This is a genomic window from uncultured Algoriphagus sp. (assembly GCF_963974835.1).
GTDB lineage: Bacteria > Bacteroidota > Bacteroidia > Cytophagales > Cyclobacteriaceae > Algoriphagus.
Window position 1 is genome coordinate 29,774 of sequence record NZ_CAXBET010000018.1, and the last position, 24,950, is coordinate 54,723.

Annotated in this window: 20 protein-coding genes; 5 read left to right on the forward strand and 15 right to left on the reverse strand. The window is 39.7% G+C overall.

Annotation, left to right across the window (positions count from 1 at the left end):
* Positions 1 to 92: 92 nt before the first annotated feature.
* Positions 93 to 2,774: a carboxypeptidase-like regulatory domain-containing protein gene (locus tag AACZ73_RS21245; protein ID WP_339880855.1), complete on the reverse strand. Its 2,682-nt coding sequence runs from the start codon at positions 2,772 to 2,774 to the stop codon at positions 93 to 95.
* Positions 2,775 to 2,854: 80 nt separating this feature from the next.
* The gene (locus tag AACZ73_RS21250; protein ID WP_339880856.1) at positions 2,855 to 3,619 is read right to left on the reverse strand and encodes a GLPGLI family protein; all 765 of its coding nucleotides are present in this window, start codon (positions 3,617 to 3,619) and stop codon (positions 2,855 to 2,857) included.
* A 114-nt stretch (positions 3,620 to 3,733) separates the two neighbouring features.
* On the opposite strand from AACZ73_RS21250, the gene AACZ73_RS21255 reads away from it, so the two are divergent.
* Both AACZ73_RS21255 and AACZ73_RS21260 read left to right on the forward strand, forming a co-directional pair.
* A complete protein-coding gene (locus tag AACZ73_RS21255) occupies positions 3,734 to 5,254 on the forward strand; it encodes a HAMP domain-containing sensor histidine kinase (protein ID WP_339880858.1) in 1,521 nt (506 codons plus the stop codon).
* Positions 5,251 to 5,931, forward strand: coding sequence for a response regulator transcription factor (locus AACZ73_RS21260; RefSeq protein WP_339880859.1), 681 nt, complete (start codon positions 5,251 to 5,253; stop codon positions 5,929 to 5,931). Before AACZ73_RS21255 ends, AACZ73_RS21260 begins: the two co-directional genes overlap by 4 nt.
* A gap of 755 nt (positions 5,932 to 6,686) precedes the next feature.
* On the opposite strand, the gene AACZ73_RS21265 is transcribed toward AACZ73_RS21260, so the two are convergent.
* The 10 genes from AACZ73_RS21265 to AACZ73_RS21310 form a co-directional block, all read right to left on the reverse strand.
* A complete protein-coding gene (locus AACZ73_RS21265) occupies positions 6,687 to 8,921 on the reverse strand; it encodes a xanthine dehydrogenase family protein molybdopterin-binding subunit (protein ID WP_339880860.1) in 2,235 nt (744 codons plus the stop codon).
* A 41-nt stretch (positions 8,922 to 8,962) separates the two neighbouring features.
* On the reverse strand, positions 8,963 to 9,982 hold the full coding sequence (locus tag AACZ73_RS21270) for a xanthine dehydrogenase family protein subunit M (protein ID WP_339880862.1): 1,020 nt from the start codon (positions 9,980 to 9,982) through the stop codon (positions 8,963 to 8,965).
* Entirely contained in the window at positions 9,975 to 10,445 is a 471-nt protein-coding gene (locus tag AACZ73_RS21275; RefSeq protein ID WP_339880863.1) for a (2Fe-2S)-binding protein, read from the reverse strand. The genes AACZ73_RS21270 and AACZ73_RS21275 overlap by 8 nt, the downstream gene beginning before the upstream one ends.
* A 284-nt stretch (positions 10,446 to 10,729) precedes the next feature.
* A complete protein-coding gene (locus AACZ73_RS21280; RefSeq protein WP_339880865.1) occupies positions 10,730 to 11,155 on the reverse strand; it encodes a response regulator in 426 nt (141 codons plus the stop codon).
* 399 nt (positions 11,156 to 11,554) lie between these two features.
* A complete protein-coding gene (locus AACZ73_RS21285; protein ID WP_339880867.1) occupies positions 11,555 to 12,451 on the reverse strand; it encodes an NmrA family NAD(P)-binding protein in 897 nt (298 codons plus the stop codon).
* Between the two features lie 21 nt (positions 12,452 to 12,472).
* Positions 12,473 to 12,727, reverse strand: a complete 255-nt coding sequence (locus AACZ73_RS21290; protein ID WP_339880869.1) for a hypothetical protein — start codon at positions 12,725 to 12,727, stop codon at positions 12,473 to 12,475.
* A 62-nt stretch (positions 12,728 to 12,789) separates the two neighbouring features.
* Entirely contained in the window at positions 12,790 to 13,536 is a 747-nt protein-coding gene (locus AACZ73_RS21295; protein ID WP_339880870.1) for a GntR family transcriptional regulator, read from the reverse strand.
* 239 nt (positions 13,537 to 13,775) lie between these two features.
* On the reverse strand, positions 13,776 to 14,942 hold the full coding sequence (locus AACZ73_RS21300) for an MFS transporter (protein ID WP_339880871.1): 1,167 nt from the start codon (positions 14,940 to 14,942) through the stop codon (positions 13,776 to 13,778).
* Positions 14,942 to 15,850 (reverse strand): ROK family protein, encoded by a 909-nt coding sequence (locus AACZ73_RS21305; RefSeq protein WP_339880872.1) that lies wholly within the window; start codon positions 15,848 to 15,850, stop codon positions 14,942 to 14,944. The genes AACZ73_RS21300 and AACZ73_RS21305 overlap by 1 nt, the downstream gene beginning before the upstream one ends.
* 287 nt (positions 15,851 to 16,137) lie before the next feature.
* Positions 16,138 to 17,904 carry a class I mannose-6-phosphate isomerase gene (locus tag AACZ73_RS21310; protein WP_339880874.1) on the reverse strand — a complete coding sequence of 589 codons (1,767 nt, stop codon included), beginning with the start codon at positions 17,902 to 17,904 and terminating at the stop codon, positions 16,138 to 16,140.
* A 687-nt stretch (positions 17,905 to 18,591) separates the two neighbouring features.
* On the opposite strand from AACZ73_RS21310, the gene AACZ73_RS21315 reads away from it, so the two are divergent.
* The gene (locus AACZ73_RS21315) at positions 18,592 to 20,928 is read left to right on the forward strand and encodes a GH92 family glycosyl hydrolase (RefSeq protein WP_339880876.1); all 2,337 of its coding nucleotides are present in this window, start codon (positions 18,592 to 18,594) and stop codon (positions 20,926 to 20,928) included.
* Between the two features lie 289 nt (positions 20,929 to 21,217).
* Positions 21,218 to 21,739 (forward strand): VOC family protein, encoded by a 522-nt coding sequence (locus AACZ73_RS21320; RefSeq protein ID WP_339880878.1) that lies wholly within the window; start codon positions 21,218 to 21,220, stop codon positions 21,737 to 21,739.
* Between the two features lie 267 nt (positions 21,740 to 22,006).
* Here AACZ73_RS21320 and AACZ73_RS21325 read toward each other — a convergent pair whose 3' ends face one another.
* The 3 genes from AACZ73_RS21325 to AACZ73_RS21335 form a co-directional block, all read right to left on the reverse strand.
* The gene (locus tag AACZ73_RS21325; protein WP_339880879.1) at positions 22,007 to 22,618 is read right to left on the reverse strand and encodes a peroxiredoxin-like family protein; all 612 of its coding nucleotides are present in this window, start codon (positions 22,616 to 22,618) and stop codon (positions 22,007 to 22,009) included.
* A gap of 98 nt (positions 22,619 to 22,716) precedes the next feature.
* A complete protein-coding gene (locus AACZ73_RS21330) occupies positions 22,717 to 23,313 on the reverse strand; it encodes a Crp/Fnr family transcriptional regulator (RefSeq protein WP_339880880.1) in 597 nt (198 codons plus the stop codon).
* Positions 23,314 to 23,497: 184 nt separating this feature from the next.
* A complete protein-coding gene (locus AACZ73_RS21335) occupies positions 23,498 to 24,247 on the reverse strand; it encodes an SDR family oxidoreductase (RefSeq protein WP_339880882.1) in 750 nt (249 codons plus the stop codon).
* Between the two features lie 116 nt (positions 24,248 to 24,363).
* On the opposite strand from AACZ73_RS21335, the gene AACZ73_RS21340 reads away from it, so the two are divergent.
* A complete protein-coding gene (locus AACZ73_RS21340) occupies positions 24,364 to 24,726 on the forward strand; it encodes a helix-turn-helix domain-containing protein (RefSeq protein ID WP_339880884.1) in 363 nt (120 codons plus the stop codon).
* Positions 24,727 to 24,950: the final 224 nt, after the last annotated feature.

Sequence of the window (24,950 nt, forward strand, 5' to 3'; positions counted from 1 at the left end):
TAGTCATATCTCTAAGAAATTACTTGCTTCATACTGAAGTTTTTAATAAAACTCTCAATACAAACACCGGTCACCAAACATCCTTCTTTTCTCTAAATCTCCCACTTTACAGTAAACACGCCATACCTAGGCTGAACCAAATAAGAATAGGTACTGATCAGATTCTCTGTAAAACTATCTCTTCGAATAGAGCGAGTATCCAAAATATTCCAAACGGTTAATCTAAATTCCCAAGGACTGGACTTCCCCTGATAGCTCAAGAAAGCATTGAAGAAATCAAAGTCAGAGGTTGTGCCAGAGGCCTTATTCATGTAGGCATTATAGGTATAATCAGCATTCAACTTTAACCCCTTCCAGATATCCCAATCCACTTCAATTTTTGGGCTATGCGTGCTTAACGTATTAGTAGCGTTGGTGGATTTATAGAAATTCTGATTCCAGGTATATCCCAAATCTACTTCCACAGTCTTCATAAACGTGCTGGTGAATTTCATGAAATATGAGTGAGCAAACTGGCTATTATTAATCAGGTTTTGGTCTACAAAGCTATTGGTAGAATAGGTATTCCAGTTTCCTCCTCCGGAGATTTTAAATGACTGAAACCGCTTGTCTGCCTGCAAACTTCCAGTTAGCGTCTCATTGACTGGATCAATATTCTGAATACTCATGATTCGATTGATCCCTGCAAAATTGGTAGTATTCACCAAGTCGTGATGCTTTCTCGACCAACTCAAATTTCCGAAAAGATTAAGTGAGGAAAAGAAATTAAAGTGATTGTAATTAAGTGTCTGAGTGTAATAAAGGCCATTATCCAGCTGCCTGTTTCCTCTGAAAATCGAATTGTAATCCGATACCACCAATCCTTGCGCAAGCTTCTCAATATCCATGAAATTCGCTTGGCTGCTGAATCGGTAAGTCAGCGAACGGTTAGACTTAATACTCCATTTGGCGTACATTCCCGGAAGTAGAAGAACCTTATCATTGCTCAGTTCATCCTCCATTTGAATATCATTCCAAGCGTATCTATGAAGGTAAAGCGATGGGCTGATCACGACAGATTTCCATTTGGTTTTGTACGTCATTCCCAAATACAAATCCTGAAAATCAAATCGAGAGTCATTTTCAAATTCCCCCAAGTCCAAGTCATCGTTTGTCTCCGTCTGTTCTAAACTACTAATTAGCTCCTGTCTAGTGTCTGAATATCCCAAACTCCAGTTAATATGATTGGTTGGATTCAGAATATGATAGTAGTTGAATGCTCCTTCCAGCGTTCGGGTTTTGATATCCTGATTTTGCAGAAATCTATAAGTCTCCCGATCTACTACGGGTACAAAGTCATTGAATGGTTTCTGGTTTGTCGTCAAATCATAAAGCGGGTTGGTATATTTCTTTTCCCAATTCGCCTCCATGGAAAATACTCTCTTATCCGATGGAGCATGATACCACTCCCCTTTTTGCTGAACCGTGTATGGCTGCCGACTTTGGTAACTTTTGATTTGCTGGCGGATCTGTCCAAAATCAGAATCCTGAATATTCTCATTAGCTATATCAGCTAGCTTTCCAAAGATGCTATACTTGACATAGGTTTCTTCCTTAGGCGTAAAAGTCAAAGAATACTTCATCAACCCTGACTTATTCTCTACGGTACTAGCCGAAGTAAGCGTTTCCTCATTGAATTCATCATTTCTCAAATACGTTCGCTGGGATGAGGAACCCAGTTTATTCTTGGAAGCAGAACCAATGACAAAACCAGAGTGCCTCCATTTACTATTCGGGTTATAATTTAAGTTTACCGCAGCCAGGTCTGTTTTCAAATCCAATGCATTGTTCCGCTGAGCCATAGGAATCCCCAAGTCATCCGAACTCATACTTAAAGTAGATCCTGATTTGCCTGCAAGTCCTGCTAGACCCCCACTGAACCTAAAATAATCCTGAAGAGTAAAAGCGAGCTCACCAACATTGTTGGCATCTGCAATCAAGTTAAGGTTGACCTTTGGCGAGTAGTAAAAAGCATTTGCATGCCCGAGGTATCGCTCCTCTGGTCCTGCACCAGCCGTCAGGTCTCCAAATACCAAGTTCTTTTTCCCATCCTTCAGTTGGATGTTTAGCGCCAAAGTCTCGTCGTTATCTAACCCCCGAACTGGGGCAATTTCATTAAAGTTTTTTAGCACTTGGACTCTATCCACAGCATTTGCAGGGAGGTTTTTGGTAGCCAGTTTGGTGTCTCCATCAAAGAAGTTCTTGCCGTCCACCATGACCTTATCTACTTTTTTACCTTGGACCTTTACCTCTCCATTGTCATCCACTTCGAATCCAGGTAGCTTTTCCAGCACATCCTTGAGCTTTCGCTCAGTGCCAGTAGTGAATGCATCCGTTTTGTAGGTTAGTGTGTCGCCTTTCATCGTGATCGGCAACTCTGTCACCACCTCCACCTGATCCAGCATAGTTTCATCTTGGCTCAAGATGATTTTAAGAGGCTCCTGATCTGACCATTCGGTGATTGTTAATTCAAATTGCTTGTAACCTACAAATGAAACACGCAGCAAATATTCCGATCCAGGTGCAAGCCCGATCTTAAATCGTCCTTCTCCATTGGTAATACCAAATCCACCAATCTTCTGAGTAGTCTGATTTACCGCCACCACATTTGCGTAAGCAATTGGCTGATTCAAGCTATCAAGGACTTGACCGATCAGGTTTTTATTTTGAGCAAAAGATGGCAGGGCAATCAGGAGAAAAAATCCTATTGCAAAAAAACGCTTAAGAATTAACATGAGTGTAGCTTCCGAATTGTTTAATTCCCGATTTTGATAGTCATTCCTTCCCCTGACTTGCCTGAATAGCGTTTCATCATTTACTGCATCTTCTCTTCAGAAAGGGCTTCATAATCTTTGCTGCTGATCATTTCTCCCTTTTTTGGTATTTCAATTTTCACCGGCTCATTTGGATTCAATACGATACGCTCTGCGATGTAGGTCGTACCTCTGTTTTGTAATTCGAGGATTAGCCCAGGTAAACCCCAAAAATCATCAGGACCATGGCTAACTGGAATTTGCATGGTAAACCAAGCTGTTACATTCACAGTGTCTTTACTTGTCTCCATTTCATCTTTTCCCATGGAGAAAACCTTGCTATCAACTATTCTAGTATAGGTTGCTTTCTGACAGGTATAATCTCCAATTTGCTTGCTTTCTCCAGTCAACTCCCAATCGTACGTATTCAAACTGTCTTTCACCAAGAATCCTCTACCCATCAAATCTTCTTCTTTGATGTAACTCTGATCAGCCACATTCTTATAAAGTAGTCTATCCTGATTTCCTGTGCTTATCATAATACTTGCTCCACCGGAAGATGCAGTAGCTGGACCAGCTCCTAAACTTTCCACTTGCTTCCAGTTTGATTCAGTTTGAGAAAAAGTGAGCACATACTCACGCTCCATCTGCTTTTTCAATTGCTTCTGCAGATCTGCGATCACGTCTGGAGCCATTTTGGTGCTATCCATTGAAATCTTGAAACTGGAAGAGGATTTGTAAAAAGCTCTCCCGGTAAGACCTTGGGCAGTTGCAGTGAAAATAGAACCCATTAGGGCAAAGGCGAGAAATAGTATACGAATGTTCATAGCTTTAAAATTGTTGCTATAAACCAAATCAAACCAAACCTACCACTAGGTTAAGCACTGTTAACGTGTGTTAACATTCAGTTTTATATATTTCCTAGCATATACTTTAGCCTTGTGAAAAAGCTACAATTCAAGCGAATAGGAATTCTGATTGCCCTTACTTTGATGGTAAGTATAGGTGTACAGATCTATAGAAACGTCACTCAATTCAAAATAAACCAAACACAACTTGTTGCGGATATTCAACAAAGTCTGGACAATGCGCTGGAAATTTATTTTGCTGATTTGGCAAAAACAGATGTGATCACGTCAACTGAAAATAAAGGCTTCACATTAAGGCTAAAAACTTCAAACGAAAAAGGTCCAGAAATCTCTGCCGATGACTACTTTAAAAGATTTGGTGAAAGCAAAATCCTCGTTGAAGCGCTGGAAAAAATTGAGGGTGGCGATACTTCTGAAATTAGTTGGTTCGGGGAATTTGATACTACCAAAAATCTCAGACTACAAACTCGTATTGATACTTTTAATACGATCGATCCTGCCAAAATTCATAGTATAAATATTTTTCGAGGCCTCAATGCAGCTGATAGTATCAGCAATCTAAAAACCTTAACAAACCAAATCATCATTTCCATTACAAGGGATTCCCTGGATTTTGACAAAATCAGCACACTGGTTAGAGAGGAATTAGATAGAAAAGACATCTCCATTAATTATGGTCTCCTGCAGTACGAGCGTGACACCATAGCGGGTTCATTCAATTATCCTGCTTTGACAGAAATGCCATTTTCTACGGTGTCCAAATCCACATTTTTGCCCCGAGGCCAAAAGTTGGAAATGTACTTTGAGAACACAGCTCTCACAGTATTAAAGCGTGGAATGGTGGATATTTTGATGTCTATTACCTTTTTATTGATTATCGCTGGAGCTTTTTACTACCTCTACCAAACTATCAAAAACCAAAAGGAAATCGCCGAAATCAAGGAGGATCTGATCGGAAATATCACACACGAATTCAAAACTCCAATAGCCACTACGCTTTCAGCCATAGAAGGGATAGAGCAATTTAATCCCGAAAACAATCCTGAAAAAACGAAAAAGTACCTGGGAGTCTCCAAAGGGCAAATGCTTAAATTGAACTTGATGGTGGAGAAACTTTTGGAAACTGCTACGCTTAATTCTGAGCAATTGATACTAAAAAAAGAAGAAGTAGATCCAATTCCAGTTCTCAGATCCTTGGTTCAGAAGTTTCAAACACTGACTCCGGATAAAGAAATTGAGCTTTTGCTTCCTTCTCATATAACTCCTATTCTAGCTGATCCTTTTCACTTCGAAAATGTACTTTCGAACCTGCTTGATAATGCGCTCAAATACGGAGGAGATCAGGTGAGAATCACCTTAGATCAAGGTTCAAACACCCGTATCAGGATTTGGGATAATGGAGGAAATATTAGCCCAGATCAAAAAGAACGGGTTTTTGAACAGTTTTATAGAATCCCAAAAGGAAATCTGCACGATGTCAAGGGCTTTGGGATCGGGCTATATTATGTGAAGAAAATCATTGAAAAACATGAGGGAAGAATTGAATTGGAATCATCCGCAAACAACACCTCATTTATCACGATTTGGCCATGAGTAAGATAAAAATCCTTCTGGCAGAAGATGAAATGGCTTTGGGTATGATCATCCAGGAAAGTCTGGAAAGCCGGGAGTTTCAGGTCGCCCTTTGTGCTGATGGAAATCAGGCTTGGGAAAGCTACCAAAAGTCCAAACCCGACGTATTGGTGCTGGATGTAATGATGCCAAAGAAAGATGGTTTCACCCTTGCCGAGCAAATCCGAAAAACAGATCCCTACACTCCTATTATTTTCCTCACTTCCAAATCGCAAACAGAAGATGTGCTCAAGGGATTTGGTCTGGGCGCCAATGATTACGTTCGTAAACCTTTTAGTATGGAGGAATTGATCGTGAGGATCAAAGCTCAACTTAATCGGCAGCAACTCCGCAAAAACCAATCAGATTGGCTAAGTCTTGGGAAATATGAATTTCATCCAACTAAGCAGCTTTTAAAGCTAAATGAAGAGGAATGCCACCTCACCGCCCGAGAATCTCAACTCCTAAAAATCCTTTTGGAAAACGCCAATCAGATAACGGACAGAAGTTTGATTTTAACACAAATATGGGGATCGGACGATTTTTTCAACGCCCGAAGTATGGATGTATTTATCACTAAGCTGCGTAAAAAGCTTCAGGAAGACACCCAAATTCAAATTTTAAATGTGAGAGGATTTGGATATAAATTGGTGTGTTAATAGAAAATTAATAGATGATACTTGTGGCTTAAATAAGCAATTGACTCAAAAAGTTTATACATATAAAAGGATTGAAATAAAGATTTAACTAATTCAACTGCTTAGTAATCTACTATAAACATTATTGATATGTGACCAAACTGGTTTTTCACTCAAACAAGATTGATATTTTGGTTGCCTTTTGCCTTGGCCGCCGAAATGGTAAACTGTTCTGCTTCTTTTATTTTTTCGGGAGTAGTTTCAAAAGACATTAGCAACCTTATAATCTTTTCGGCTTCGCTCAATGTGGCTGGAGTCTAAGTACTAGTTGTTAGTTACTGGTTGTTAGTTATATCAAATTTAAAATGAGGTAGTTAAGAATTTAAATGGAAAGAGATCTGGGATTTTGAGAGCATGTCGTAGGTATGCAATGTGGGAAGCCTAGGGTTCCAACCCTATTAATTAAAGTATAATGGATTACCAGCCCTAGACCGATATTGTTCAACCGAGATGCGGCGTTTTGACAGCAAGATGGAAATGGGAATAATTTTGGTTTTTACCTGTGGAAATACTGATTTTCAGCCGTTCGTGAGACAAGAATGGTGGCGGAGATGTGTCAACCTAATTATGCATAAGCGATAAAGTCCAAAGTCGTTTACCCAATTCACTATAAAAAAGCCTAGTTTTTGGCCGCAGTCTCTTAATTCTTTTGACTGGATCAGGCTAAATTGAATAAATAGGATAAACAAATCAAATTTGTTTATCCTATTTTAGGTTCATCCTAATAACTCATCGAAATGAATGGGCAATTTATTTACGCGCTTGCCGGTAGCATGATAGATTGCATTTGTGATAGCTGCAGGTATGGCTACCATTCCCACTTCACCTACGCCTTTAATACCCAATTCATTGATAGCCTCATCGTTTTCATCCGCGAAAATGACATCGAGCTCATTGATATCTGCATGCACTGGAATATGGTATTCAGCGAGATTCTGGTTCATATATTTGCCAAGCTTTTCGTCTAGGATGGTTTCCTCATACAGCGCTTTACTAATGCCCCAGATCATGGAACCTAGGATTTGGCTTCTTGCTGTTTTAGGATTGATGATTTTACCTGCAGCCACCGCAGTAACCGCCCGGGTGACAGTGATAGTTTTCAGATCCTTGTCCACTTCCACTTCAACAAAGGATGCACTGTGGGTGGCTTTGCTGTACTTTCTAAGTTTCAAAAGGTGTGGTTTTCCCATTTGTGTGGTTTTGATCACCTTTCCTTTATTCGATGCTACAATATCTTTAAATGAAACTAATGCTGTCGAATCATTGATCATGCATATGTAGCCGTCCTTGAAAATAACGTCTTCATCTTTGACTCCCTTAAATGGAGAATCCTTCATGCTTTGAGCTTTCTTGAATAGCTTCTTTTTCAATTCTTTCACAGCAACTACAATAGCGTTACCAGTGGATGCTGTAGCTGCAGAACCTCCCTGAAACATGGAAAAAGGCTTTTTGCTATCTCCATATCCAAACTCCACATCTTCCATGGCCAAGCCCAACTCATCGGCAGCGATCTGTGTCATTACTGTAAAGCTCCCAGTACCTATATCTGTCACAGCGTTATTGACTAGCAGTTTTCCATTTTGGTCAATTATTGCTTCAACTCGGGCAGGAAACTGAAAGGCATCCCATATTCCAGTTGCCATTCCATATCCTACTAATTTATTTCCCCGCTGCATACTGCCTGGCTGCGGGTCTCTCTTATCCCAACCGAATTTTTTGGCGGCTTTGAGATAGCATTGCTTCAGTTCCTTGCTGGTATAGGGCTTTTGTGAGGATGGATCTATCTCACTGTAGTTCTTCAGACGAAGATCCAGCGGATCCATTTTTAGTTTATAGGCCAGTTCGTCCATAGCGCACTCAATCGCATGCATGCCTGTGCATCCGCCAGGGGCACGCATATCCAGCGGAGTGTACAAATCCAGCGGCGATAGTTTGTACTCAAATAAAGTGTTCTCTGCGGGGTATAGCATATGGCTCCATGTCACCAAAACTTCTGTATAATCCTCAAACTGGGAGGTTTCCCCTATAGCCGAGTGATTCATTGCCGTTAATTTCCCTTCTGCATCCGCACTGAAACGCACCGACTGATAGGTCTGCGGCCTATGCCCGAAGGAAAACATCTGCTTTCGATCAAGCGTTAGTCTCACGTTTCTTTTCAGCTCCAAAGAAGCCATGACGCAGAGAAATAACTGATACTGTGGGCGCAGTCCAGAGCCAAATCCCCCACCTACAAAGGGTGCTAGAACTCGCACATTCTTATATTTCAGCCCAAAAATATTCGCTACGTAAACCTGACTGTTGATAGTCCCCTGAGTCTTGTCATAGATAGTGAGTTTACCATCACCTTCATATATCGTGGTGGTGGCAAAAAGTTCCATGGAATTGTGGTGCTCCGTTCCATGCCAGTATTTTGAGGCTACCTTAAAAGGAGATTCGGAATAAGCTTGCTCAAAATTTCCCGTAGGGCTTGGCGGAGGCGGCTTTAAAGCAGTCGCCAATCCTTTTTTAGGCTTCCTTGCATTTTCAAGATTTGTTTCCAAACAGGTTTCAAAAACTTCTTCTTCATATTCAAACTTCACCAATGTGGCTGCATAGCGAGCTGTTTCGAAATCCTGCGCCACCACCAGCGCAATTGGCTGACCATTGTACTTGATCTCAGCAGAATCCAAAGGTTTGAATACAGAACCAGGAGGCGCATCCATATCCGCATATTTTATGTCAAACCAAGCTAGTTTAGGCCGATTTTCATGTGTAAATATCTCCTCCACCCCATCCAGCGCCTTAGCTGCCGAGGTGTCCACCGAGGTGATTTTACCCTTGGTGATAGAGCTGTTGATCACATATCCATAAAGTAAGTTCTCCGCATGATGCTCAGCCGCAAATTTTGCCGAGCCTGTTACTTTCATTCGTCCTTCCAGCCGATTAATTGCTTTTCCTACTGATGCTGACATATAATGCTGTTTAAGTTTTGGATTGATGGATTATTGATAATTCATAAGGAGGGTTTGGCTCCTGGCCTCTGGGACTCAGGATTCAAAGCCATCATACAGTTTCGGACGATGGCTTTCTTCGCCAATTCTATTTTGAAACGGTTGTGTTTGAAGCCCTGAGCTCCATCTAAAATGATTTCTGCAGCCGATTGGAAACTATCTACATCAGCAGTTTTGCCCTTCAGAAATTCTTCTGCCTCCTTCAAGCGCCATGGCTTATGGGCTACCCCGCCAAGGGCAATTCTCGCTTCAGCTATAATGCCGCCATCCAAATCCAATCCTGTAGCCACTGACACCAAGGCAAAAGCATAGGAATGACGATCTCTAAGTTTCAGGTATGAAAAATTTTCCGGGAAGCCCTTTTTAGGCAAGTTTATGGATGTAATAATTTCCCCGTGCTGAAGATTGTTGTCCCGCTCTGGGGAGTCATACGGAAGTCGGTGAAAATCTGCAAAAGCTAAGCTTCTTGCTCCATCTTTTCCGGAAATATTTACTGTAGCATCCAGTGCAGCCAATGCCACGCACATATCGGAAGGAAAAACGGCAATACAGCTTTCACTCCCTCCCAAGATGGCATGTATGCGGTTGTAACCCTCTATTGCAGAACAACCCGAACCTGGATTACGCTTGTTGCAAGGTGCATGTTCATCGTAAAAATAATAGCAGCGGGTTCGCTGCAACAAGTTTCCCCCATTAGTAGCCATATTCCGAATCTGGGCGGAAGCTCCAGCCAATATGGCTTTGGAAAGCAATGGATATCGCTTTTCGATAATCGGATTATATGCTGTGTCAGCATTGGTCACAAACGCTCCTATCTCTATTCCCCCATCTTCTTTTTCAATAATCTCGTGATGCTCGTGGATCTTGTTTAAATCCACCAGCAATTCCGGATGGGTAAGATTGTATTTAAACAGATCGATAAGGTTTGTTCCCCCTGCCACGAAAATCGAATTCTTGCCTTCAGAAACCCTTTTTACTGCATCCTCAACGCTCTTTGCTTGTATGTAATCAAATTTATTCATGGCCCTTTCCGTCTTTTACTTCCATAATTGCATCAATGATTCCCATGTTTGCGCCGCAGCGACAAAGATTGCCACTCATCAATTCTTTCACTTCCTCTCGGGTTTTTGCCTTTCCTTCATTGATCATCCCTATGGCACTGCATATCTGACCAGGGGTGCAATAGCCACATTGGAAAGCATCGTGCTCTATAAAAGCCTCTTGGAGTGGGTGTAATTTTTCTCCATCTGAAATTCCTTCAATGGTAGTAATGGAGGAATTATCCTTCATCACGGCCAAGGTCATGCAGCTGAGAATCCTTTTACCATCACAAAGCACCGTGCAAGCTCCACATTGTCCGTGGTCACAGCCTTTTTTGGTACCAGTTAGATGTAGCCTCTCACGCAAAGCATCCAGTAGGGAAACCCACGGCAAAACGTCAAGTTTATAGGGTTGATTGTTAATTGTAAAGTTGATAGCAGGCATAGGTAAATGCAATTAAAATATAAGGAAGAAGTGAATACTAGGAAAACACTATGCCACGAACAATAATACCTGTGTCAAGGCATCATCCGCCCTGGCGAAAGCTAACTTGTTTTGGAAATCAAAAGATGATTTAGAGAACGATAATGAATAGCTACCAACCTAAATAAAAATGCGTGGGAACTCCCAATAGTCACGGAATGACCAGATTATAGGCATTTTCCAAAGTGGTGGTCGCATGGTTACAAAATGAAGTGCTGATGATCAAGTGTAAACACTCACGACTGTTATTTGAGATAATTTGGTGAAACACATTTCAACCAATATTCCAAAATGACTTTCAATGTCTCCTTTAAATCTGGAAAACTTGATGGTTTTATAAAATAACCTTGTACAGATTTGGAATAGGCATCAACCACATGTCTCTGATCTGCACTTGTAGAAAAAAATAAAAATGGTAGTGACTTCAACCGAAGTTGATCATTCTGATGAATTTTTTCCCTTAATTCAATCCCATTTAGTATAGGCATATTGATATCAGAGAAAATAATAAATGGCTCGACTTCGGTTTCAGTCAAATATTTAATGGCTGTCTCCCCGTCCCAAAAAAAAATAACATCATTTGGATAATTCAAGGATTTGAACGCTTCTTGAAAAAAATTCTGATCGTCAATGTCGTCTTCAATTATAACTATCGGCCCTAGTGTATTCATATTTTTTTATATAGTTAATAATCTCAACTGGAATAGTAATTACTAAAAGAATGCCAGCATTGATCTATTTCACAATCGGATCAGGGAAGAGCATTGTATCTCAACATTATAAAAAATCAATCAATTCTTTACTGCATCAATCATCAGGTGATGAGCAATATTTTTGAAAAGTGCTTTGATCAAGGTCGAGCCTTTTGGCTAAATTTTTCTCTTAAAACACGGTTAAGATTTAAAACTTAAATAAAATTTCAAATCTTAACCGTGTATAAAACTCCTTAGAAATCAGAACTAAATATATCTCCTAAAAAATTTTTTTAGAAGTGAATGAAGTTTGATGATTCCAATATTACCCTAAAATAAGCTCCTGGGTATTTTGCCAATAGTAGTTTGCGCTAAAACCTATTTTACAAACCTCGATAGATAGGCTAAACTAGACGTCCAGCTGAGCCCTTGATAGCAGTTATTTGCCAAATCGGTATGCTGGGTCGTGAACATGGAATACATGTATTGTCCTTGTTGAAATTTGGCATACAGCTCATTTTCCCCTGCAGGGTCTTCCGTTCTTTGCTTTTTAATGTATGCAGCAAAATTATCCAGACTACTCAGTTGATTAATTTTATATTCTTCTCCACTCAACTCCTTCACCTCCTCGAAAATCTTTGCTGGGCTAATCTGAAAACTAGCAATTTGCAAATTTCTGGGTGCAGCATCGTCCAATGCAACTTCTGCTGTAAACGCAGCTGTATCATCCATGGTGGTAAAATCCAACTTCCAGTTCAACTTGTCTCCCCAGTAGCCAATACTTTTCTCCTTCACATTTAGAATAGGAGTGTTGTACATCAAGATATCAGGAAAGCACCCATTAAAAATAGAAGTTACTTGAATTGAGGTAGTATCAATATGTTTTCTGAAGGCTCTACGTAAATCAAAATTTCTGTTCTCGCCAGGTATCAATTGGGTATAATCAGTACAAAAGTCAGAAGGAATAAATCGAGGCACACCGGCCTTTAATGCCCCAGCTAAAATTTGTTTCTGCAAATCAATGATTACATCACCCAAACCTGCAACTGCAGATACTACACAAGTCACCCCTTCACAACCATTTGCAATTGCATCACTATCGCTCATGTCAATGATTACAATCTCAACTCCAATTGCCTTGAGAGATTCCATTTTTACAGAATCCGTAGAAGTACGTACGATAGCTCTTACGTGAGCTCCCTTTTTAATAAGTTCCCGGGAAATCCGATTCCCCAAATTACCTGTTGCTCCCGCAACTAAGATTATTTTCTCCATTTTTGATTTATTGGTTTTGAGCTAAAAAGGGAATACTAGTTTAAGTACCTGTTCGCGTTTCTCTTCAAACAAATAATGACCACTGTCCAATATACCTTCTACCTGAATATTTGTTGCTACATATGGCACCAATAATTGCTCTGGAAGTTCCATCACCTGATTGAATCCAATCCAACAGGCATAAGGCATATTGGCATCCATTAGTTTGCTAAATGTACCCGGAGTAGAAATCAATGGCATTTGCATCATTCCTTCGCTTGGATGTGCTCCATCCAAAACAATAGTCCATCATCAGCATCTTTAAAAGCGACTAATAGAAGTTAGTGAACTAGAAAAAATTAAAACTCACGTTTTAAATCAATATCATAAGAGAAAAAATCCGTAGCATAATATACCAGATTATACTCTACAGGTTTTTCCCCTTGATCCAAAACTATACGCTCCCGTTTCAACACAGGATCACCTTTTTTTATATTCAATGACTTTGCAATAGCACTAGATGCGGCCACTGCTTTAAGCCTTTCCTTGGATGTGGCCACCACGATATGAAATTCCCGCTCAAGCATTTCATAAAGGGGCTGATAGAAGTCTTCCTTGCCAGTCAGACCTATCCTGGGATGAAAAAATGAAATACTATACAGGTACTTGGCATCCTTGGCTCCCCTAACTCTTTGCATACAACAGACTTCGGTATCAAGAGAAATATTCAGTGCTTTGGAAGTTCCCTCATTCGGCAGTTCAAATCCGACCTTAACTGAGTATTCCACTACCTCAATACCCTTGTCCTTCATTTCCTTGGTAAATGAAATCCACTGATCCAACCTCGTTGAGATATTTTGACTGACGACTTTAGAACCTACTCCCCTCTTCCTTTCTACAAGACCTTCCTGAACTAGCTTGTCAATAGCTTGTCGCACCGTGTTTCTGGAGATTCCAAACCGTTTAGCCAGACTTTCTTCCTTGGGCAAAAAGGATTCACCGGAAGCATATTCCTTTATTCGTATGAGTTCTCTTAGGTATTTTTCTACCTGAACATGGTAAGGAATAGAACTTTTGAGATCTATTCTAAAATCTTTAATCTGCATGATTCAGTTTAATAATTATTCAACGCAAGAATAAACAAACTATATGTCAGCGATTGCCTAACACTTCTTCCAAGACACAATATTACGGTTAATTACGCTGTGCTCTTAACATCAAAATCGCTAGTTAGAAACCAAAAGTCAAATTATTTTCCATACTCTTTGAACTCCTAAAGCACTAAGTATTTTGGAAAATTGAATGACGAACCGTCTTATTAGAAAATTACAAAAATATTATCCAGCTATAAAGAAGAATCAGATCTTCCCAATACTTTATAAGCAAAGGAAATCAGGATTGCAGAGACAATCAAGACAACAAATCCTGCATTAACTGTAAAGTTCTTCTGGACCAATCCCATAACTAATGGAATAACTGCCCCACCGATGATTGCCATGGTCATGAGACCGGAAATTTCATTACTTCTCGTGGGTCTTTTATTGATGGTCAAAGCAAATATCAAAGGAAACAAATTGGCAGAGGCAAATCCAACCAAAACAATAGTTGTCAAAGTGACAAACAGGCTGGAGGAGAAAACCAATCCCAGAAAAAACAAAACCGTAAGCAGACTGGACCACTTCAGAAATTTCAGATGGCTCACTTTGTTAAGGACAATTGCTCCTAAAAACCTGCTCACCATCAAGGAGAAAAAGTACAGGCTAATCCCTAAAGAAGAATCTTCAAGGCTTAAACCATGGTTGGAAATAAGCAATCCTTGAATATTGGTATTCATCCCAACATCTATACCTACGGTAAGAAAAATCGATAGCACTATAAACGCGATCAAAGGATCGCCAAGCAATGCAAAACACTTACTGAAACTGGTGGCTTCTGCCTTAAACTTTTCATTTATTACAGTCTTGCTCAGCAATGCTGCTGTCAAAATGGATATCAGACCGTAGGTAAGAAACACATTCTTCCAATCCCCTGTGTATGACACCATAAATGCCACAATAAGCGGCCCCAATAAAGAACTGATCGCTTTCACAAATTGCGAGATACTTAAAAGGCTCGGGTATTTTTCCCCAGCCACCACTTCCCTCAACAGAGGATTTGACGATACCTGAATGAAGGTATTTCCTATTCCAAGCAACACAAAAGAAAACAGAAATACGGGATAAGTATAGTTGACAAAAGGCGTAAACATCCCCAGAGCAGTTGCAGCAATACCAATCAGAAGGACTTTCTTTTTCCCGATCTTATTCTGTAGCAGACTTACGGGAATCGATAGTATAAAAAACCATATAAAGACCATCGAAGGAATCAGCTGTGCCAAGGTGGGTGTCAGGTTAAAATCCTTCTGGACAAACCCCGTGGAAACTCCCACGATATCCACAAAACCCATCACGATATAGCTCAAGAGAATAGGGGCGATAGTTTTATAGTTTATCATGACTTTTTTCTGCTGCATTACATTTCCTTGATTACATCTGACAATTCCTGGTAGTATGAATCGTCTACCAATAATGCACCTCCGATCAATGCTGCATTATCCATCAAACCGGACTGGTGAACTTCATTTATCGGCAGTTCAGCTATCAGCTGATCTTTGAAATATTCAAAGGCATTGGAGATATTACCTCCTAAAACCAATACTTCTGCCCCGAATTTCTCAATAAACGGAGATAAAAATTTACCCAGTTTCTGGCCAAACAACTGAAAAGTTTTCCTCGCTAAAGGATCTTTTTTTGCGGCTTGAAATATTTCCAGCGCATTGGATGCCCGCTTTCCGCTCACTATATAATAAAGATGTATCAGTCCCCGTGTGGAGAATAAGTCATCAGCCATTACCCCTTCTACCAATTGATCATAAAGAAAGCCGCTTTTAGGCACAAGCGGATCTGAAAAAACCGGCTTTCGATGAACTATAAACGAAGCTCCCAATCCCGTCCCTAACGTGATAGCAAGACATCTTCTAAAAGGCTTAGCTTTGCCAATGGTAGAGACAGCGATGGCAAAAGCGGATGCATCATTGATAAATCTTACCTGGGAAGCGGGCATACTCAGCCGGCTAGCGAGTTCATTTTTGATATTCATGCCATATAAACATTCATACTTATTGACTCCTGTAATCCTGCTAATCCCTTCGTAATAGTCAAAAGGTCCCGGAATGGCTATTCCCACCCCGGTCACCTTATGCTGTGAAAAAGAAATGGTATTGCTAATTGCAGCAGACCAGGTATCCAATACTCTGCGAGCCTCCCAATTGGGATCTACGTGAAGTGTACTTCTAGAATCTAAAATCAGCTCCTTATCCATGCTGTCATATAAACATGCCGCAATATGACTTCCTCCTATATCCACTCCTACCTGTATCATATTAAACCAACTTGTAATTGTTGAAAATCTTTACTTAGAACTGTGCTCATTTTTTCCTTAGCAGTCTGTTTCAAAGCATCAATAGCATCCACCAATACTCTTCCGTTTCCATTGAACGTTCCCGATCCTCAGGATTCATTCTTTATTGAACCACTCATGATCTGTTCCTGTAAAGCTGTGGTTAATACACTGTCCACAAGAAGAAAAAGTAAAGCGTTTTTGCTCTGAAGTCTTTTTATTATATCGCTGAGTCTGATTTTTATCGTATGTACTTCCATTATTTGAGGTTAGCAGGCCAAATCCTTAACATATGAAATCACAACTTTTACCCGTTTTGACCCCAAGTTTTTCAGACTATAACTCTCTGTGGCTGCCGGAACGGCGAAAGTCTCCGCAAAATGGAATTTATTAGTTATACCAGCGGAAGTGTTCATTTCAAGGCTTTCTCCTTCTACCAACATCAATAAGTGACATTGTCCTGCCGTAGGGATGGTAACTTCAGAATCGAACTCATACCGAATCACCTCATAAAAATGTTCAGGGTGAGTGGGAAGTAGGATTTTTTCCCAATCGTCCCCACTGCCCATCACCTCTGGCTTTGAGATCAAGGTATCTTGAACAACCTGACCTTTTCTGGAGAAATCAAGATTCTCGAAGGCAAGGTCCACATTCAATGGTCTGGGTTCCCCGTTCAGATCCAACCGCTGCCAATCGTAGATTTTAAATGTATAGATGTAGGGGGTAGCACTGATTTCCAAAACCAAATTATCGGTTCCTGAGCAATGAATGGTTCCATTTGGTATCAGGTATAAGCCATGCTTTTCAGCCGGCAGCCTTTGCACAAACCGCTCCACGTTAATAGTGGATTTGGAGGCAATGGAGTTTTCCAATTCCTGTCTAAATTCTTCTGGGTCAATATCTTCCTGAAACCCAAGGTAAATGTGGGATTCAGGTTTGGTATCCATAATGTAATAAGTTTCATCCTGTGTGAAATCCTCTCCAAAATGTTCTCTTGCATAGTCCGTGGTGGGATGACACTGCACGGAAAGATTGCCCCCGTCAAAGGTGTCCAAGAAATCAAATCTGATCGGAAAATCATCCCCAAATCGCCTATATGCCTTGCCCAAAACCTTCTCTCCTGCCCTATACATTATCCAATCGAAAGACACTTCCAACAAAATATCCGAAGAAGAAAAAATCAAGCCGTTTTCCGGGACTATCATTTCAAAGGACCATGCATAATTAGGTTCGTTCAGTGGAAGACCGGGGATATTTTTAGACAGCCATTGCCCTCCCCATACCCCGGGCTCAAACCAGGGTCTCACGCGGAAATAAGATTCAGACATGGCATCCAAACCTGCTCTGAATACATCTCCACTCATCCATGTAGGACTAGCTGATCTTTGCTGGTCAACAATGAAATCGACATAGGGTAATAACCTTTTCTTCTCTTTGTTGCAGACCACCCAATCCACAAAGAAAAAATGCTTGTAAGCCTGCTTTGGATTTTTTAATTCATCAATGGCCAAATTAGTCACTGATCCAGCACGCATTCTGTACTGAAGCTCGTTTTTGGGAAGATCAAAATAGACCAAGCTTCCATCGATTCCGCACAATGACGCTCCGCAACCGTAAATAATAGTAGTTGCCTGAGGAAGCGAATCAAATTCGGATAAGAAATCCGATTGGAAATAATCCTTGATACAAAGATCCGTTTTCTTACCAAACACTGGGTCTTCATTTCCTAAGAAAGGGGCTGTAAGCTTCTCGAGCTCATCAACCTTCTTATAATAATAGGCACAATTGATCAAGTTAAATTCTACACCTATTTGTGAAAAATAGTCAGAGATTGCTGCCGCTACTTCACTCCAGTCTACACCAACATACCCATCCAAAATGATTATCCTACTTGTTTTAAGCTTATCAAAAAGACCTGTATACCCGGATTGAATCTTATTAGGCTCTAGCTGAAAAGCTGGAAATATATCGTAGGTATCTGTAGTTTTCTTTTGTTTGTGTAATGGGACCTGAGGTTGATTGCTTAATCTATTCATGATTTGATTTTATAAAAGCGCAATGCAGTAGCATTCACTTTTCCTTTTTTAACAAATGCTGGACATTTAAGGACGGGCATCACATCCGTCCTAGGTATTTAAAAACTAATTTTAATTGTTAGCGTACTCTGGGTTTTGTGTCATTGATGGATTGCTATGAAGCTGCTGCAGAGCAAACAAAATCATGTATAATGCTTTGATATTCCTATTGAAATAATTTCCTACACCACCGCATCTACAAAATCTATTTCCTCTGCAGTATCATTGATTGGTTTATGGAGTGGATGCATAGACATTATTTGCGATGTAATCCCGGGAAGGTGTTGTTTACAATCTCAATTGCATATTCATAGTAATTAATGAATTCTCCTGGTACCTGCTCCCTATCTTTCATTTTGTTAGAGGCAGAGACATTCCGCCTCCTGCTCCCGTGTCCTCTCTTTAACACAAAGTTTTTTCCATGGTTTTTATTTTAGGTTAAATGTTCATATGTTTAAACATTTAAACTTAAATCATAAGCATTTAGTAACAAAGCATATGCTTAATAAAATTTTGACAAGGCCAATAATTATAGAGGGATCTTACATAAGGCATTTTATGCCCTTTAATAAATATTACTGAGCCATCCAACCACCTTTATTTAAAATTAGTGACACAACCAGCTTAAAAAACTATTTTCGAAGTCATATGAAAAAACTAATTCAGATAAACTTTTTGCTTTTCGCCATTTTCATAACGCAGGTGAATGCCCAAGAACCAATTAAATCGGTTGATCCTCTTATTGGGACTGCTCATGCAAGATATTTCCATTTTGCCCCCGGAGCCATGCCGTTTGGAATGGCTAAGCCTTCACCCTCTACCAACGGAAGCCTTGGAAATAAAAGCGGATGGGAGGCCACTGGGTACGATTATAGGGATAGTACTATAGAGAATTTTCCAAATTTTCATGAGTTTCAGGTAGGCGGAGTAGCTCTCATGGCAACTACCGGCACGCTGCAGACTATTCCTGGAAAAGCCGATGAACCGAGCTCAGGATATCGTTCAAGTTTTGACAGGAAAGATGAAATTGCCGAAGCAGGCTATTATAGTGTCCTATTAAAAGACTATGGTGTTACCGCAGAACTTACCGCTACTGAAAGGGTAGCATTCCATCGCTATACATTTCCAAAAAACGAAGAATCGCATATTCTTTTTGATATTGGAAATATGATGGGAGAGAGTGGCAAAGTGAAGGATGCAGAAGTTAATATCAATTCTGACGGAACCGTGGAAGGTTATGTAATTACTGCACCAGTTTATGTGGAAAAGTATCAGGCTGGAGCTGATATCCGAATGTATTTCTATGCGGTGCCTAACAAGCAGGCTCAGAACATTGGGGTGTTTCAGGGAGAGAGTATCACAAAAGACGTAAGGACAATTAAAGGACCATCAAGCGGTGCATTTTTCACCTACTCTACCAAAGAAAATGAATCAATTGAAGTAAAAATCGGCTTATCCTATACATCCGTTGATGCCGCAAAAGAAAATTACCTAAGGGAAGCAGAGGGTTTGGATTTCGATTCTGCAAAGAAACTAAATCAGGAAACCTGGAACTCCATGTTAAGCAGGATAAATGTCGAGGGGGGTAAAGTAGAGGATAGAACTAAGTTTTACACTGGGCTGTATCATGCCCTGCTAGGAAGAGGGTTAGCAAGTGATATCTCGGGGACCTATCCAAAAAACGATGGATCTGTGGGACAGATATCATTGGCCAAAGATGGATCGTCAATCCATCACCATTACAATACCGATGCAATATGGGGTGCATTCTGGAATCTGACACAAGTTTGGACCATTGCCTATCCGGAGTATCTTTCCGAATTTGTTAACTCCCAGTTACTGGTATATAAGGACTCCGATTGGCTGGCTGACGGGATTGCCAATAGCAAATATGTATCCGGTGTAGGGACAAATTTTGTGAGTCTGGTAATTGCAAGTGCATACCTTCAGGGTATCAGGGATTTTGATGTGGAGCTCGGTTATGCTGCTGCTTTAAAAAATGAACTGGAAGGAAAAAATAGACCCCGAGGTGCGGGAAAACTTGATGTAGATCGATTTGTCAATAATGGCTATATAGCACATATAGATGAATCCGACGATGAGATCCAAGATTCATGGATGTTTTCTGCCTCGCATACTCTGGAATATTCCTTCAGTTCCTACGCTGTAGGACAATTTGCAAAGGCTATTGGAAAAACCGATGATTATGAAAAACTCAACAAACTTTCCAATGGATGGAAGCATCTATTTGATCCTCAACTTAAACTTATCAGACCCAAACTAGCAGATGGTAATTTTGTAGAAAACTTTATTCCCAGCCAAGCTTGGCGTGGATTTCAGGAGGGAAATTCCTATCAGTACACATTTTATGTTCCCCATGATGCCAAAGGGTTGATCAATGCGATAGGCAAAGATGAGTTTGTCACAAGACTGGACAGCATATTCATCAAAGCTGAACCTTTAGAATTTGGCGGTGGAAAGACTATTGACGCATTCAGTGGGCTGGAAGGCATGTACAATCAGGGCAATCAACCGAACCTTCATGTTGCCTGGATGTTTAATTACGCAGGTAAACCATCGTTAACACAGAAGTGGGTTCAGGAAATTTGCAATAAATTTTATGGAACGGAAGGGATTCATGGATATGGCTATGGGCAGGACGAAGACCAAGGTCAGTTGGGCGCATGGTATGTTCTAGGGGCTATCGGTTTATTTGATGTAGCAGGACTGACGGAACCTGATGCAAAAATGGGACTATCCTCACCACTGTTTGATAAAGTGACCATCTCTTTAAATCCTAAATATTACGATGGAAAAGAGTTTGTGATCAGGAAAACAGCCGATAAATCTACAGGTAAATACATCCAGAAAATCACACTAAATAACCAAAAGATTGTTGAACCTTTTATTCCGTTGAAAGCTATCACTACGGGTGGGTATTTGGAGATAGAAATGGGTGATAAAGCTAAAGATTCTTACGAATAGTATGTCTTGAAAAGAATTATCCGTTTTCAGATTTAGCAACCATCGGAGAAGATTTAAATAATCGAATAGTTAGAATAGTCATTTTAAATGGACCTTTAAACTCCAGTGGCTTCCGTATGGTTAAAACTGTATCAATTCCTTCTTCGTCCTTGTGGAATCAAACTGGATTGGTCTCCAAATCATTTATATCTTTTGATATTTTTCATCATAGATCGATATTTCTCTGTAGGTTCTATTTATTGCTAAATTGGAAACAATTAAAATTTCTCAACCTATTATTATAAAATCCATGAAAAGACACCTGATAAAAATTTTTGGTATAGTCACGGCAATGATAATCAACTATACTGCCTACTCGCAGTCTAATTTTAGCAGCAACTTAATCGGTTCGGGTGTGGTGGTATCTGACCTTGATCGTTCCTTAGACTTCTATATAAATGGAATAGGAATGGTAAAGGCATATAACTTTACCATCAATGAAGAATTTTCCAAACGTTCGGGTCTTTCGAACGGCGTCGCTGTTGAGGTAAGCGTCCTAAAATTGGAGAATAGCCCTAATGCGAATGAGTGGAAGCTAATGAGTTTTGGCAATAAGCAAACTGAGTCTAAACCGGACTATATCCAAGATGGTACAGGAGTCCAGTACATCACTATCAACGTTAAAGCCTTGAATCCTGTGATTAAACGATTAAAAGAACAAGGAGTGAAGTTATTGGGAAGTACCCCTACCCCATTAAATGAAAACTTACATTTTGTGTTGGTACAGGATCCTGATGGAATCTTTATTGAATTGATAGGGCCCTTGGAATAGGTATACAACCCGGCATAGAATTTACCATTTATTTCACATCCAAGACCAAATCAGCTTCAATCCATTTTATCCAGATAAAATTGAAAAGGTGATTTTTACATACTTCTTTGCAAATCCGTAAATCTAGAAATGCTTACAGAATTTACTTAAAGCAAAAATCCCCATTTTCAATTTCAACTTAGGTAAGTGTTATTCACACTTACTTTAATAAATCAATTCAATTTACTTCAGATGGTTTAATATCTCAGAAACTTCTACACGGTGTCTTTAATCTCCGCCTAAAGATTTTGCAAAAGAAACTGTAAAGTCTTTTTCGATGACAAATACTGCAGGAATTGGCAATTCTCTTGAATCGTCAGAATAGTGGGAGTCAAAATCCAATCCAAGCCCTGCCATAGTATTTACTGGTGCATCTGCATTCCTAAATACAGTAGTATATTTTCTTGCTACAATATTTCCATTATCGCTTAACACTTCAAAATTGAGTTCGTTTTTCTCTTTGATATTTAAAGACTCATCAGGAGTTTGAGGTGAGATTGCGACTAATTCCGCACCTAATTCATGAATCTCATCCATCGATTTCTGGTAGTGAGATAACTGTAAATTGCAGTATGGACACCAAGAGCCTCTGTAAAATGTTAAGACAACCTTTCCATTTTTTAGCAACTCTGACAATCTCACTGTCCTGCTTGTTGCATTCATAAGGGAAAAGTCCGGAGCTTGGTCACCCACTTGTATTTTCAATATAGAATCATACTTTTTTTCTAATCTCTTAGCATCTTTATCAAATACTTCAAGTGCTTGTTTTGGGAGCATAGTTCCTAAATTTTCACTTAATACTTTTAAGTTTTCTTGATAGGAATCTCTTTCGGTTTTCATTTTAGTTTGTTTATGTGAATTCAAAATTGACATTACAAAGGTGTCTCGACGCACAAACTTTAAAAATGAACTGGATTAAGAAATTGTGTTGAACTAGATTAAGTTTTTGAGGCGATTTCTCTTCTTATTTTGGAAAGGAATTCGGGTGTAAAACCTAAGTAAGAAGCAATAACTTTTTGTGGAACACGGTTCACCACATTTGGATACCGATTAAAAAATTCCAAGTAGCGCTCTTCTGCTGTCAAACTTAAATAGGATAAAGCCCTTTTTCTTGAAAAAGCGAATGCTATTTCAGTTTTAATTCTAAAATACTCGCTTAAGGCATGGATTTCTTTGCAAAGACCTTCCACGTCATCATAAGCCATTTGAAAAATTGTTGAATCTTCTAAAGCTTCAACAAATAATGTCGCAGGCGTCTGGGTAATGTAACTGCAAAAATCACTTATAAACCAATCCTCTACTGCGATCTGGATTGTATGCTCCTTTCCTTCGGCATCTACGAAATAGGACCGGAATGCTCCATCCACAATATAATTACGATATTGACAGACGTAATTTGGTTGGTCAATGAATTGACGTTTTTTGATTTTGGTAGTTCTAATTATAGCAATCAATTTGTCCGTTTCCTCTTCAGTTAAAGAAACGTATTGTCCAATATTTTCTAGTAAGCCTTCGTACTGTATCGATTTTTTCATTGTAATGAGGTTTAGCCTGTAACGAAAATCATGGGTAATTATGAGCTAAGCTCTTTGGACCGGCATAAAATCCCTGGTAAAAAAGCATCTTTAAGCATACAAAATCCCTCAATTGTTATTACAGGCTAAACCTATATTTGTGAATTGATTATTTTTTATAACCTGACTCAATAAGGCAGTTATATCAGAGCTGTGACCAGCCTCCATCCATCACTATTTCTGCCCCAAGCATGAAAGAAGACTCATCGCTGGCTAGAAACAAGTAACCTTTTGCCATCTCTTCTGCGTTGCCGACACGTTTTACAGGAACCCCATTTGCCAATTCCTCACGTAAGCCTTTAACCTGCTCTGGAGAAAGTCCAAGTCTTCCGTGGATGGGTGTTTCAACATGGCCAGGAGATAAGACATTTACCCTTATTTTACGGCCTAATAAATCCGCCGAAAGGTTACGGGCTAACGATCGAACCGCCGCTTTGCTTGCCGAATAAACAGAAGCATTTACAACACCTGCTTCAGCAGCAGCAGAACCGGTAATTACAATTGATGCTCCGTCATTCAGATAAGGTAAAGCTTTCTTAATGGTGAAAAATGTTCCCTTAAAATTAATGTCGACAATTTCATCAAAAAGTTCTTCTGTAAAGGCTGCAAGCGGTGCTCCTTTAAATATACCGGCGTTGACGACTAGCACATCAATCTTACCCAATTTTGACTCCACTTGCTGATAAGCCTCGTCCAGTGAGGATAAATTAAGTACGTCAGCTTTCACAGCGAGGGTATTTTCTCCTATTTGATAGGCAGCATCTTTAAGTGTATTCTCATCCCTGCCAGTAATCGCTACCCTTGCCCCTTCACTTGCAAAAAGCTCAGCTGTCGCTAAACCAATACCACTATTACCACCTATAATAAATGCAATTTTATTATTTAGTTTTCCCATTTTTATACTTTTAGATTTTTATAGTGGGGCAAAACTATCTGTAGATTTTATTACACACAAAAAGTGTGGTACATACAATCTAGTTCGTACCTTAGCATTATTAATAATTATATTCTATGCGAAAGTCAAATTCGACCAATTCATTAAATGAAGAGATTCTGGCAGAACATTGCGGAGTAACCTATGCCATGACCCTTTTAAGCGGACGATGGAAAATTAATATTTTATGGATGCTGAAAATAGGTGTAAATCGATACGGCTTAATGAAAAGGGAAATTGCCGGTATTTCAGAAAAAATGCTCACCCAGCGTTTAAAAGAGCTTGAGGATGACGGCTTAATTATTAGAAAAGACTACAAAACTGTACCGCCACGAGTGGAATACAGTTTAAGTGAAGTCGGTGAAAAATTATCTCCTATTTTAGGGCAGTTATCAGACTGGGGTGACATAACCAGACCAATTTTGAAGGAAAATATTTAGTTTCTTTAAAGATTTGAAGGTCAACATCTGAGGTCATACTAAAGATACGGGCCAAATTCAAAACTGATTAAACAGGGTCCGGGAATTGTCCTCTAACAATAATAAAAAATGCTCACGGGAATAGATGGTTCTACCCAATTCAACAATTCTTAATAGTTATAAAAACTTTTCAGGAATATCAAAAATCACGATTCCAGGATCTTCATCTGTAGTAATTCCAAATA